Origin of the sequence: Myxococcus sp. AB056 (assembly GCF_006547365.1) — a bacterium.
Classification (GTDB): Bacteria; Myxococcota; Myxococcia; order Myxococcales; family Myxococcaceae; genus Myxococcus; species Myxococcus virescens.
Window position 1 is genome coordinate 17,603 of the sequence record NZ_VHLB01000041.1, and the last position, 12,033, is coordinate 29,635.

13 protein-coding genes are annotated in these 12,033 nt (G+C 68.7%); 8 read left to right on the top strand and 5 right to left on the bottom strand.

Annotated elements, in window-relative coordinates; genetic code table 11:
• Window positions 1-46: 46 nt before the first annotated feature.
• The gene (locus FMP39_RS19035; RefSeq protein ID WP_141591760.1) at window positions 47-838 is read left to right on the top strand and encodes a J domain-containing protein; all 792 of its coding nucleotides are present in this window, start codon (window positions 47-49) and stop codon (window positions 836-838) included.
• Window positions 839-848: 10 nt separating this feature from the next.
• On the opposite strand, the gene FMP39_RS19040 is transcribed toward FMP39_RS19035, so the two are convergent.
• Window positions 849-1,841 carry an endonuclease/exonuclease/phosphatase family protein gene (locus FMP39_RS19040; RefSeq protein ID WP_141591761.1) on the bottom strand — a complete coding sequence of 331 codons (993 nt, stop codon included), beginning with the start codon at window positions 1,839-1,841 and terminating at the stop codon, window positions 849-851.
• 287 nt (window positions 1,842-2,128) lie between these two features.
• On the opposite strand from FMP39_RS19040, the gene FMP39_RS19045 reads away from it, so the two are divergent.
• Both FMP39_RS19045 and FMP39_RS19050 read left to right on the top strand, forming a co-directional pair.
• Entirely contained in the window at window positions 2,129-2,680 is a 552-nt protein-coding gene (locus FMP39_RS19045) for a hypothetical protein (protein ID WP_141591762.1), read from the top strand.
• Window positions 2,681-2,736: 56 nt separating this feature from the next.
• Window positions 2,737-3,294 (top strand): hypothetical protein, encoded by a 558-nt coding sequence (locus tag FMP39_RS19050; RefSeq protein ID WP_141591763.1) that lies wholly within the window; start codon window positions 2,737-2,739, stop codon window positions 3,292-3,294.
• Here FMP39_RS19050 and FMP39_RS19055 read toward each other — a convergent pair.
• Together FMP39_RS19055 and FMP39_RS19060 are read right to left on the bottom strand one after the other, a co-directional pair.
• Window positions 3,269-3,685 carry a DUF3037 domain-containing protein gene (locus FMP39_RS19055; RefSeq protein ID WP_141591764.1) on the bottom strand — a complete coding sequence of 139 codons (417 nt, stop codon included), beginning with the start codon at window positions 3,683-3,685 and terminating at the stop codon, window positions 3,269-3,271. The genes FMP39_RS19050 and FMP39_RS19055 overlap by 26 nt on opposite strands.
• Window positions 3,663-4,448: a HipA family kinase gene (locus FMP39_RS19060; RefSeq protein WP_140873153.1), complete on the bottom strand. Its 786-nt coding sequence runs from the start codon at window positions 4,446-4,448 to the stop codon at window positions 3,663-3,665. Before FMP39_RS19060 ends, FMP39_RS19055 begins: the two co-directional genes overlap by 23 nt.
• A 184-nt stretch (window positions 4,449-4,632) precedes the next feature.
• Here FMP39_RS19060 and FMP39_RS19065 point away from each other — a divergent pair, with 184 nt between their 5' ends.
• The 3 genes from FMP39_RS19065 to FMP39_RS19075 all read left to right on the top strand — a co-directional run bounded on the left by FMP39_RS19065 (window position 4,633) and on the right by FMP39_RS19075 (window position 7,279).
• A complete protein-coding gene (locus tag FMP39_RS19065; protein WP_141591765.1) occupies window positions 4,633-6,261 on the top strand; it encodes a S8 family serine peptidase in 1,629 nt (542 codons plus the stop codon).
• Window positions 6,262-6,368: 107 nt separating this feature from the next.
• Window positions 6,369-6,824: a MarR family transcriptional regulator gene (locus FMP39_RS19070; RefSeq protein WP_194858465.1), complete on the top strand. Its 456-nt coding sequence runs from the start codon at window positions 6,369-6,371 to the stop codon at window positions 6,822-6,824.
• Window positions 6,825-6,841: 17 nt separating this feature from the next.
• Complete coding sequence (locus FMP39_RS19075; RefSeq protein ID WP_141591767.1) at window positions 6,842-7,279, top strand: organic hydroperoxide resistance protein; 438 nt, start codon at window positions 6,842-6,844, stop codon at window positions 7,277-7,279.
• A gap of 197 nt (window positions 7,280-7,476) precedes the next feature.
• Here FMP39_RS19075 and FMP39_RS19080 read toward each other — a convergent pair whose 3' ends face one another.
• Window positions 7,477-8,706, bottom strand: a complete 1,230-nt coding sequence (locus tag FMP39_RS19080; RefSeq protein WP_228558116.1) for a DUF6068 family protein — start codon at window positions 8,704-8,706, stop codon at window positions 7,477-7,479.
• A 99-nt stretch (window positions 8,707-8,805) separates the two neighbouring features.
• Here FMP39_RS19080 and FMP39_RS19085 point away from each other — a divergent pair, with 99 nt between their 5' ends.
• Both FMP39_RS19085 and FMP39_RS19090 read left to right on the top strand, forming a co-directional pair.
• Window positions 8,806-10,812: a hypothetical protein gene (locus tag FMP39_RS19085; RefSeq protein ID WP_194858466.1), complete on the top strand. Its 2,007-nt coding sequence runs from the start codon at window positions 8,806-8,808 to the stop codon at window positions 10,810-10,812.
• A gap of 131 nt (window positions 10,813-10,943) precedes the next feature.
• Window positions 10,944-11,387 carry a hypothetical protein gene (locus FMP39_RS19090; RefSeq protein ID WP_141591770.1) on the top strand — a complete coding sequence of 148 codons (444 nt, stop codon included), beginning with the start codon at window positions 10,944-10,946 and terminating at the stop codon, window positions 11,385-11,387.
• Between the two features lie 43 nt (window positions 11,388-11,430).
• Here FMP39_RS19090 and FMP39_RS19095 read toward each other — a convergent pair whose 3' ends face one another.
• On the bottom strand, window positions 11,431-11,979 hold the full coding sequence (locus FMP39_RS19095; protein WP_225888964.1) for a hypothetical protein: 549 nt from the start codon (window positions 11,977-11,979) through the stop codon (window positions 11,431-11,433).
• Window positions 11,980-12,033 lie beyond the last annotated feature (54 nt).

Genomic DNA, 12,033 nt, shown 5'->3' on the forward strand with positions numbered 1-12,033 from the left:
CCTGAACACACGCGGAACGGCGTCGACCGGGTAGTCTCTGACCACCGTGCAGTGGGTTCTCTTCTTCTCCGACAGACAGGTGCGTGAGCAGCTCTTCGCCCGGGTGGATTCGACCCGTGGGTTGTTGCTGGTGACAGGGGTCCGGCACGGCGCGGCCATGCGTCCTCCGGAGTCGCGCGAGCCCTTCGCCACGCTGGAGCGGCTCCATGGCGACGTGCTGTCGCAGGTTCTGGTGGCCGACGAGGGCACCACGGATGGCATGTGGAGAGACCCGCTGGGGGACCTGGGCGACCGGCTCCACCCCGGCAGCCGGGATGACGCCTACGCGGCGTCCACGGGCTACCTGCTGCTGCGGGACGGCCGGCCCGCGGCGGTGGTGCGCAAGCAGGGCACGCCGTTCGAGGACCTCTGGTTCCTGCAAGAAGCCCTGAGCAAGCTCACCCCTCGCGTGCCCCCGCCGGACCCGGCCCAGCGGCCAGGACGTCGCCGCGCGGAGCCCGCGCCCCGCTCACCCCCACGGCCCGCGAGCGGTGGCACGCACGCCCGCGCCACGGGGACGCGAGAGCGGGCCGGCTGGGACGATGAGGCCACGCCCCCCCGGGGTACGCGCGTGCCGCCGCCCGCGCCGCCGAGGAAGGACCCGTGGACGGTGCTGGGCATCGCGCCCGGGACGCCCCTGGATGAGGCGCGCAAGGCCTTCCGGGCGCTGGTGGTGCAGTACCACCCGGACAAGGTGGCGCACCTGGCGCCGGAGTTCCACGCGCTCGCCGAGCTGCGCACGCGGGAGATTCTGGACGCGTGGGAAGAGGTGGAGCGAGCGTTGTCCGGAGGGGCGTGAGCCCGCGTGGCTACAGCAGCAGCGACGTCGGCGGAGGCGTGATGAGCGTCTTGCCGCTGTCCAGGGCGAAGCGCGCGACGATGGGCATGTGGTCGGACAGCCCGTGGAAGCGGCTGCGGAGGTCCCCGAAAGGCGATGTCTCCTGCGTGTCGAGCCAGCGCACGCCCGCGCCGGAGAACACGTGGTCCAGGTGCATCCGCATGTGCATGAAGCCGGCGGTGGGGAAGCCGCGCGACACGTTCGGGTCAATCTGTCCCACGGCGGCCTGCGCGCAGGTGAGCCGGCCATCGGTGGTGAGGTAGCGGTACACGGGCGACGCGGGCGGCGAGTTGAAGTCTCCGCACACGATGTAGGGCTCGTCGCCGGTGAGCCCTTGCATGAACTCCGTCAGCTTGCGCGCCTCGTGGAGTTGGTTGATGCCGCCGCCCATCTTGTCTCGCGTGGCCCAGAACTCACGGGCGAAGGGCGTGGGAAGACTGAGGTGGGTGTTGAAGATGTGGAAGGGGTGCCTGTCCTCGCGGCGCAGCAGGCGCATGTGCGCGCAGATGCGGCTCTGCTTCCGGTCCTTGAGCCGTTGGACGTGGTGGTGGGTGATGGCCTGGGGGGCGCCCACGTTGTGCGTGGCCACCTCCAGCTTGCGCGTGTTCACCAGCACCGCCAGCCCGGTGGTGTAGAGGGACACCTCGCGGAGCTTGTAGTGGTGGGCGCGGAAGTAGAAGGCCTCGTAGGGCATCTCCCGGCCCAGCCTGTCGAACGTCTCCACCATCCGGCCCATGAAGGCGGTGAGCTGCGTCTCGCCCGGCTGCTTGGGCCGGTCGGCGATGTTGCTGCGCAGCGAGGACGTCTCCACCTCTTGCAGGCAGACGACATCCGGCAGCGGGTCCAGCGACGCCAATGCCGCGGCGACGCGCCGCTTGGGGCCCACGGTGCTCGCCAGGCCGCGGAGCATGTGGCCGAAGTAGCGGACGTTGTAGGTGACGATTCGCAGCGGGGATGGGCTCATGGGCAGCGCGCTGGCCCCCTCCAGTGGGCCTCGGGAGGAAACTACTAACCGCCAGGCGCTCCGGCTTGGGATGGCGTCAGGCACCTGACACTCCTAGGGCCTGCCTGCCCGGCCGTACTGCTCGTGCGGGGAGCCGAGGACACCGCGCCAAGATGCTCTTCACCAAGCAACGACTGAAGCCGGGTTCCAGCCACCCTGTGGTTTTCTGCTGAGGGTTCCGGGCTCGCGGGGGGGCGCCCGGCGGCCCGTGACGGGTCATCAGCGGTGTAACCGAAGGAGGGCTGTTCATGCGGGGATACACGTGGGGTGTGGCAATCGCATCCATGATGGGGCTCATCGGGTGCGGCGAGGACGACACGTATGTGTATGACGTGTCGCTGGATGCGGCGGCGCTGAGCAATGTCCCGATTGAATGCTTCGGGAAGGCCGTCCCGGAAGAGCGGACTGTTGAAGGACTGGAGGCGCAACAGCGGTGGCGTTTTCAGCGAGGGGAAATGGACTCGCTGTCGCTCGAGATTCCTCATGTCGGAATCACCGCGCCGGGTATTGGGGAGTATTCCATCGGTTCGATGGAGGGTACTCCCGACGTCCTTGATGGGTCCGCCGCGGCAGGCGGGGGATTCCAGTTCCTGCATTTAAAGGAGGTCGGCTTCGGGCGGCTGGCGCCCGCCACTCAGGCGTTCTCCATCGTCGTCGAGACCAAGACCCTGGATGACACCATTCAGGGATTCATGTGGCTTCGATTCATGGACAGGCTCGATCGGGGGCTCCTCAATCGATGGAGTGTCCCACAGTGCGCCATCACCATCCCTTTCACGGGCAAGCGGGTGAAGGAGTAGGCTGCTCCGCTCGTGTCGCCGTGGCGCGAGCCCTGTGACGGAAGGAGCGGAGACCGATGCGTGGAGACCAGTGGGGCGCCATGGCCGCCGTGGTGATGGCGCTCACGGGATGCGGCGAGGACGACACGTACACCTACGACGTGACGCTGGACGCGGAGACGCTTGCCCAGGTGCCGACGGAGTGCAGCGAGTTGGTCGAACCCGCCCAGGGCCCCGCGGTCGGCCTGGACGCGCAGCAGCGCTGGACGATTCGCCGCGGGGAGATGGACTCGATGTTCCTCGAGGTCCCCGACATCGACTTCCAGACGCCGAACAACGCCTACGTCATCAACGGCGACGGCGAGCCGGACGTGCTCATGGGCTCGGTGGGCGCGGACGGCGGCTACCAGTTCATCCACATCCAGACGCGCCTGGATGAGGAGCACAAGCTGTCCGCCCTGGGCAACGAGCACGCCTTCCGCATCGCCATCCACAACAAGGACCTGGATGACGCCATCCAGGGCACGGTCTGGGTCCGCAACGAGCACGTCGAGCGGGACCCCGTCAACGGCTCCACGCTAGCCTCCGGCTGCGCCTCCGCCGTCCGCTTCACCGGCCGCCGGGTGACGGAGTAGCGCGCTTCATTCGCACCACCGTGTCCAGCAGGTGCTCCAGCGCCGCCTGGGGCTCGGTGCACAGGCCGGAGTGCACCGGCCCTGTCTGGATGATGGTGCTGCGCGGCGCCACCACCCAGTGCCAGCGCTCCTTCTGGGACAGCTGGCCAATGGGCCCCGAGCCCTTCCCGCCCTCGCACACGCGGCGGAAGCTCTCCAGGTGGCCGCGAATCACGTCCACGTCCACGTCGGGCCACAGCGCCTTCAACCGCGCTTCGTCCGGCTCCACGCGCACGCCCAGGAAGCGCTGGGTGGCGCAGAAGAGGACGACGCCCGCGTTGATGAACTCCTCGCGCTCCACGCGCGGGACGACGCGGATGATGGCGTAATCAAACGAGCTGGGCGCGGGCACGGTCCGCCTCCTCGATGAACGCGGGCACGGCTTCCAGCCGGCGCAGCAGCCAGGTGGCGTAGGCGGCGCGGTGCGCCTCGGCGGTGGGGAAGGGGGACTCGGTGCTCGTGAGCCACGCCTCCGGAATGGCCCCGACAATGCGCTCCACCACCTCCCGGGTGATGCGCTCGCCCAGGTGCTTGCCGGCCTCCGTCAGCGCCGTGGCCCACGGCAGCAGCACGTGGTCCTTGATGGGCGCGAAGCGGCCCTGGCTGCGCGCCTCCCAGTCGTCCCACGAATGGTGGAAGTACAGCGAGGCCCCGTGGTCGATGAGCCACAGCTTCCGGTGCCAGGTCAGCATGTTGGGGTTGCGTGGGGTCCGGTCCACGTTGGTGATGTACGCGTCGAAGGCGACGATGCCGGACGCCTCCGCCGCGGTGGGCGCGGGGTCCGCCACCGGGTCGAACGTCACCGACGCCGGAAGGTAGTCCAGCGCCAGGTTGAGGCCCGCGCTGGCCTTGAGCAGCTCGCGAATCTCAGAGTCCGGCTCGTTGCGTCCCAGGGCCGGGTCCAGCTCGACCAGGACGAGCTCTGGCACCCGCAGGCCCAGCTCCCGAGCCAGCTCTCCGGCGATGAGCTCGGCGACGAGCGCCTTGGCGCCCTGTCCGGCGCCCCGGAACTTCACGACGTAGAGCCCCGCGTCGTCCGCCTCGATGATGGCCGGCAGCGAGCCGCCCTCCCGCAGTGGCGTCACGTAGCGCGTGGCGGTGACCGTCCTTGGCATTCCTGACCTCCCGTCCTCTCTCCTGGCTCCGTCCCTGGGGCGTCGGGCCGCGTCGCGGCATGTAGCATGCCGGCCGGGGGGAGGCGCTGACGCCGCCTCGGGCTGAACGCTGGAAACTTTGTCCGACACAATGCGACAATCATTTATCGGCGTTTTTTTCTGCCCCCCACGGAGCTCCCCCACCATGGAAATCTCTCGCAAGCCGAAGTCGCCCGTGTCGCAGTCCACCCGCGCCGGTGACACGGCCAAGCCGGCCGCTGCGGCCAGGCCCGTGGAGAAGGCGCCGGTCCAGACGGCGAAGGATGGCTTCGACTCGGCGCCCACGGGTGGCGCGCGGGGCTCCAACTTCGTGGACCGCCCGAAGGGCAACTTCGTGGACCGCCCCACGGGCCTGCCCCAGGGCACCCCGTCGGCGCTGCCGGCCTCGGCCTTCACGTTCGGCTCCGGCCACGTCGCCGTCCGTCCCTTCGCGGCGAGCGCGGCCCGCGCGCCCGTGACGCTGACGGCGTCCGCCACGCCCAACGCGAAGGTGAACGACCTCCAGACGACGACGTCCACCGTGTCCTTCGACCAGGACGTGAAGCTGGACTCGCTGAAGCTGAACCTGGACCTGGCGCACACCTTCAAGGGTGACCTGGTCGTCAAGCTGACCAGCCCCTCCGGCAAGACGGAGACCCTCCACAACCGCAAGGGCGGCAGCGCGGACGACATCAAGGGCAGCTTCGACCTGGCCGCCTTCAAGGGCGAGTCCACCAAGGGCACCTGGACGCTCTCCGTCGAGGACAAGGCGCGCCGCGACACCGGCACCCTGAAGAGCTGGAGCCTGGACGCCGCCGGCCAGACGACGGGCACGGGCCCCATCGAGGAGCCGAAGCCCCAGCTCTCCGGCCCGCCGGTCATCGCCGTGTTCGACGGTGGCGTGGACTTCAAGCACTCCGACCTGGATGACGCGATGTGGGTCAACCCGAACGAGGTCGCGGGTGACGGCATCGACAACGACGGCAACGGCGTCAAGGACGACATCTACGGCTACAACGTCGGCTACAACAGCGGCGACGTGATGCGCGGCAGCGGCACGGACCACGGCACGCACGTGGCCGGCATCATCGCCGCCGAGGACAACGGCGAGGGCAACACCGGCGTCGCCGCGGGCAAGGCGAAGATCATGAGCCTGGGCGGCCTGTACAACGGCGCGGACCTGCTCACGAACTTCGAGCGCGGCGTCGACTACATGGTGAAGATGAAGACCGAGCACGGCGTGAACATCCGCGCCGTCAACGCGAGCTTCGGCAACGAGTACCGTGACGCGGCCTCCGTGAAGCGCTGGACGGACGCGGTGCAGAAGCTGGCTGACGCGGACATCCTCCTCGTCGCGGCCACGGCGAACGGCTACGGCAGCAACCTGAACGACGTGGCGGACATGCCCGCCAACATCGACCTGCCGAACGTCATCACCGTGGCGTCCATGGACAAGAAGAACGACAAGCTCGCGGACTTCTCCTCCTACGGGGACAAGGTCGTGGAGCTGGCCGCAGTGGGCGAGGACGTGCTGAGCACCGTCCCGGGCGGCCGCTGGGAGGAGATGAGCGGCACCTCCATGGCCACCCCGACGGTGGCGGGCGCCGCGGCGCTGATGTTCGCCGAAAACCCCAACCTGACGGCCGCGCAGGTGCGTGACCTGCTGGTCCAGACGGTCGAGGTGGACTCCGACCTCAAGGGCAAGGTGAGCACCAGCGGCAAGCTGGACATCGAGGCCGCCGTCGCCGCCGCCAAGGCCACGCTCGAGGACGACACCTCGGTCGCCGGGCGCTGAGCCGGTCCTGAGATGACGCAGTGAAGAGCTCCCGGTGCCCAGGTGCCGGGAGCTTTTTCGTGTCCGAATTGATTGCGCACAATTTGATTGTGCCCTACTTATCTCCCATGTCGATGGATGACCCGCTCAGCCTGGACCGGCAAATCTGCTTCCCGCTCTACGCGGCGGCCCGGGCGATGACGCAGGCGTATGCGCCGCTGCTGTCACGGCTGGGCCTGACGTACCCGCAGTACCTGGTGTTGTTGGTGCTGTGGGAGACGGACGGGGAGACGGTGAAGGGGATGGGGGAGCGGCTGTACCTGGACTCGGGGACGCTCACTCCGCTGCTCAAGCGGATGGAGTCCCAGGGCTTGGTGCGGCGGGAGCGGAGCGCGGAGGACGCGCGCTCGGTGCGCATCTACCTGACGCCCGAAGGGAGGGCCCTGCGCCGCAAGGCCACGTCCATTCCCGAAGCGATGGCCTGCAAGTTGGGGCTGACGCTGGAGGAAGCGACCCGCCTGCGCCGCGACGTCCAGCGCCTTTTCGAAGTGCTTTCGCAGTCCCACGATGATTCCGCGAAGTAACGCTCAAGGAGAACACCATGGCTCCCGTCGCTCTCTCTCCGCTGTACAGCACCTCCGCCACCGCCCACGGTGGCCGCAACGGCCGCGTGAAGTCGGAGGACGGCGTCCTGGACCTGCCCCTGGCCATGCCCAAGGAGCTGGGGGGCGCGGGCGGCGCCGTCACCAACCCGGAGCAGCTCTTCGCGGCGGGCTACTCCGCCTGCTTCGAGAGCGCGCTGCGGCTGGTGGCGCGCATGCAGGGGAAGAACCTGGGCAACGACGCGGGCGTGCGCGCCACCGTCACCATTGGCAAGACGCCGGACGGCGGCTTCGGGCTCGCGGTGGAGCTCCAGGGAATCCTGCCGGGAATCCCCAATGACGAGGCCCAGAAGCTGATGGCGGCGGCCCACGAGGTGTGCCCGTACTCGAAGGCCACGCGCGGCAACATCGACGTGAAGGTCTCCGTCGCTGGCTAGTCGCACGCGGAGCGTGCATGAGGTCCGCGCAGGCGTTGGTATCGCGCGCGATGTCGGCTTCCTCGCTGCCTGCTTCCGCGCCTCGTGCGTCGCTGGCCCTCTGTGACCGGGTGGGCCATGTCGTCGGCCGGCGCGAAAGGAAGCCAGAGCACGCACGCGCTGTTCGATGAGCGCGCGCGTGCCTGGACACAAGGCGCCTACGGCGTGACGCCCGGCACCCACACGCCCCAGGCCGTGAGCTGCGTGCCTCCACCTCCGGACGTGACGTGGTCGAGCAGCGGCTGGAAGCGGGCCTCGTGGGCCAGCCCCGCTAGCGCATCCTCCCAGGGGTCGGCGGCGTAGGCCTGGACGCGGACGTTGTTCGCCTGGGGTTGCGCGGTCTCGAACTGGAGCACCGGCACGCGGTGCGTGCCCACCGTCAGCGTCTCGCGCTTCGCCGGGGCGGCGCCCTCGGGAGCAGGGGGCCATTGCCGTGCGTCCAGTGACTCCCAGATGCGCGCGAGCACCGCCTCCTCCAGTGGCACGGCTTCCGCCTGGGCGAAGTCCGGGCAGGCTGCTCCCGAGGTGGGCGGCGTCACCTGCTGGCGCAGGATGAAGCCTCGCTCCGCGGCCTGGCAGGTGCGCAGCACGGACGTGGTGCCTTCCGTCTCCATCCGCATGTCGAACCAGGTGCCAGGCCCCCAAGGGCGGGCGAGCGTCGGAGGCAAGCCGGTGCCACCCTCCTGTCCCTGGCGCGCCTCCACCAGGGTGAGCTGTGAGCCGCCGCCCATGGCGAAGCCCGCCAGCGTGATGCTCGCGTCGAGCAGGCCATTGGTGAGGTACAGCGGGCCCGGCGTCGCCGCGTAGAGGCGGTTCTCCAGGGGGCCGTCGAACGCCCGCTTGTCGTTGAGGTAGCGCTTCGCTTCCCAGTGGCGGCCCGCGGCGGTGAGCTGCTCGGTGCTCTGTTTACCCTCGCGGGGGGCCTCCAGCGCACGCGACTCATCCGCTCGCACGGGCACCACCAGCGGCCGCGCCAGCATCGGTCGCCGCGACGGCGCGCCGCCATCCTCGGTGAAGTAGAGCGTCACCCAGACCCAGGGCAGCTCCACCGCAACGACCTCCAGCGTCACCACGCCGGCCACCGCGGCATCTGGCACGGTGCCGGGCTGCTGCCGGCCCATGGCCTTGCGGTTGGCGGAGAAGGAATACGCCACGCGGTCGCCCACGCGAGCCTGCAGCCAGGGCGAGTTGCCGCGCCGCGTTGGCGTCTCCGTCTCGGTCTCCGACTTCGTCTCCGTCACGGGCTCCTGGGTGGAAACTTCCGGCGGCGCGGTGGTGCCCTCGGAGGGCGTGATGTGGGGCTCCACGCTCTTGCAGCTCGTGCCAAGGGCCAGGGCCGCGCACAGCATCGCGGAGCGGGACAGGGAGGAGGCGACAGGCTTTCGCATTCGGGCAACCTCGGCGGTGGGGGGCATTGCGTCACCCCTGTCCGACCTTGATACACCGGGGTGCTGGCCCGCCCTCAACTTTCTGGAGTTCCGCGTCCCATGACCACGAACCTGCGCATTCGTCGTGTCGTCCTCTACAAGCATGGCGTCGGCTACTTCGAGCGCCGGGGAAAGGTGAGTGGCAACGACACGCTCCACCTGGACTTCAAGGCGCGTGACATGAACGACGTGCTGAAGTCGCTGACGGTGCTCGACTTGTCGGGCGGCTCGGTGTCGGCGGTGAGCTACGACTCCACGAAGCCGCTGGAGCAGCTCCTGGCGGAGGCCACCATCCGCATCCCGGAGGATGGCAGCCTCACGGCGCTGCTGGGGCAGATCAAGGGCGCGCGCGTGCGGGTGCGCGTGGGCGGCGCGCAGGTGGAGGGCTCCATCATCGGTCTGGACTCGCTGGCAGTGGCGGCCGGCGAGACGACCCTGATGCGCCCGTTCCTGTCGCTGCTGGTGGGCGCCTCGCTGCGGACCTTCGACATCCTGGACGTGTCCGAGCTGGAGTTCCTGGACGAGGCGGTGCGCAAGGATTTGGAGTTCTACCTGGCCACGGTGCTGTCCTCGTACAAGAAGGACTCCAAGCGGATGGCCATCCTCACCTCGGGCCAGGGCGAGCGCGAGCTGTTCGTCAGCTACGTGGTGGAGTCACCGGTGTGGAAGACGAGCTACCGCATCCTCCTGGACGAGGGCGAGCCGCCGCTGCTCCAGGGCTGGGCGCTGGTGGACAACACCGGGGACGAGGACTGGGTGGACGTGAAGCTGTCGCTCATCGCCGGGCTGCCGGTGTCCTTCGTGCATGACCTCTACAACCCCCGGTACATGAAGCGGCCGGTGGTGGAGGTGACGACGGAGGCCGCCGCCGCGCCAGTGATTCCGGAGGAGAGCTTCGGCAGCGCCGGGGACATGATGATGGATAAGGAGATGGCCGCGCCGATGATGTCCGCCATGCCCGCCGCGGCCCCCATGGCCGCGCCGCGCCGCTCTCGGGCGGAGAAGGCCATGGTGGGCGGCCCTGGCCGTGGAGGCCCGAGCCGGCGCGAGGCCATGGAGACGAGCGCCGCGGTGACGACGCTCACGAAGGAGGTGGGGGACCTCTTCGAGTACGGCGTGGACCGGCCGGTGACGGTGCACCGCAACCAGAGCGCGCTGGTGCCCATCCTGCACAAGCCCTTCGAGGGCAAGCGGGTGCTCCTCTACAACCGGGCCACGCGTGAGAAGAACCCCATGGCGTGCATCGAGCTGAAGAACACCACGGGGCTCACGCTGGAAGGCGGCCCGGTGACGGTGTCGGAGGACGAGCGCTACGTGGGCGAGGCGATGCTCGACACGATGAAGCCGAATGACCGGCGCTTCGTGCCCTACGCGGTGGAGCTCGGTTGCGTGGTGTCGATTGAGGACCACACGGAGGACGGGCCGGTGTTCCGCGTCGCGGTGAACTCCGGGATGCTGGTGGCGGAGTACTTCCACGTGCGGCGCACGACGTACCTGTTGCGCAACAAGGGGCAGCGGGCGCAGGTGCTGTTCGTGGAGCATCCGCGCCAGGGGTGGGAACTGGCCAAGGACGCTCCGGAGCCCGCGGAGACGACGGACGGCTTCTGGCGCTTCAAGCGGGAACTGGCCTCGGGGGGGCAGGACTCGCTCACCGTCACCGAGCGCACACGGGGGCAGCGCCAGTACCTCATCTCCAGCATGGGGCTGGACCAGGTCTCCTACTTCGTGTCGCAGCGCTTCGTTGACGAGAAGATGGCGGGTGCGTTGAAGGAGGTCGTCACGCAGCGCGAGCAGGTGGATGCGCTGGCAAAGGACGAGCAGCGCCTGCAGGAGGAGCGCAACCAGCTCTTCCGGGACCAGGAGCGCATCCGCTCCAACATCGAGTCGCTGAAGAGCGGGGCGTCGCAACGCGAGCTGGCGGACCGCTTCGTGTCCAAGCTCAACGAGCAGGAGGACCGCCTGGAGGCCATTGCCAGCGAGTTGGAGAAGCTGGCGAAGCAGCGGCAGGAGGCGCAGAAGGCGCTCAACCGCCGCATCCAGGCGCTCAGCTACACGGCGGACCTGTAATCCGAGAAATTCGAATCCGCTTTCCGGTTTCTGAAGGCGCGTCTCAGGTGGAGGTTGTTGGGGCCCGATATGCAGATGCCGGAGCGTCGTTGGCACACTGCCGCTCGGTAATCTTCATGCGAGGAGACAACATGCGAATTCAGGCCGTGCTGCTGGCAGTGCTGTTGATGGCCTGTGGTGATGGTGGGGGACCGGACGAGGACGCGTTCGTGGCTCGGTTCGAGGCGAGCTTCGGCCAGTGCTATGGGATTTGCTACTACCGCCTCGACGTCGCCTCGGATGGCTCCGCCGAGGTGGCCTACGCGGAGAGAAAGGGCGCGCGCGAGTCGAAACAGACGTTCTTGCTGAGGCAGTCCGAACTGGACGGACTCCTGGAGGATGCGGCGCTGGCGCGCACAGAGACGTGGGCGCCCGTGTACGGATGCCCGGACTGCGTGGACCAGGGGAGGTACAGCCTGAAACTCGCCGACAAGGGCGAAGTGAGGGAGGCGATGGTGGACCCGATGTTCATGCCAGCCCACCTGTCCCCGATGATCCTCCGGTTGACTGGGGTGCTTGTCAGGAGCCTGCGCTGAGCGACCGCGTGCTGGCGCGGCCGCCGCGTTGAGGGCGGCCGTGCTACCCGGAGACGATGCGCCAGCGCAGCGTCCCGTCCTTGTCCGGCGCGACGATTTCCACGCGCGGATTCTTGGCGCTGGAGCATTCCAGGTACGCCCTGAAGCCCCCCGCCATCTCATGGAGGGCCACCGGCGTCTGGTAGGTGAACTGGCGCAGCAGCAGCATGCCCGTGCCGTTCTCCTCCTGGTGCAGCAGCTCCCCCTGGTCGCAGTAGGAGCGCCACATGCGCCGCGCCATCCCCAGCACCATGTTGGGCGTGGTGAAGCGCAGCACCATCTTGAAGATGGAGTGGATGTCTCGCAGGGTGACTTCGTAGCCCACCGTGTGGGCCCCCTCCGGCTTCCCGTCGAAGTGCCGGTCCACCACGTGCTGGATGATGCCGAAGTACGTCTCCACCGGCACCCAGCCCACCGCCAGCGTCGTGCGCGGGTCCGCGTGGGGTTGCAGCTCGGGAAGCAGCGACTCCACGGCCGTACGCGCGGTGTCCTCGCCGAAGCGCTCGTGCACGTAGGCCAGCAGGTTCTGGACGGTGAAGCCCTTGTAATTCACTCCGGACAATGAGGCTGTCACGCTTGCGATACCCCCCGCTCCAACCTGTGAGCC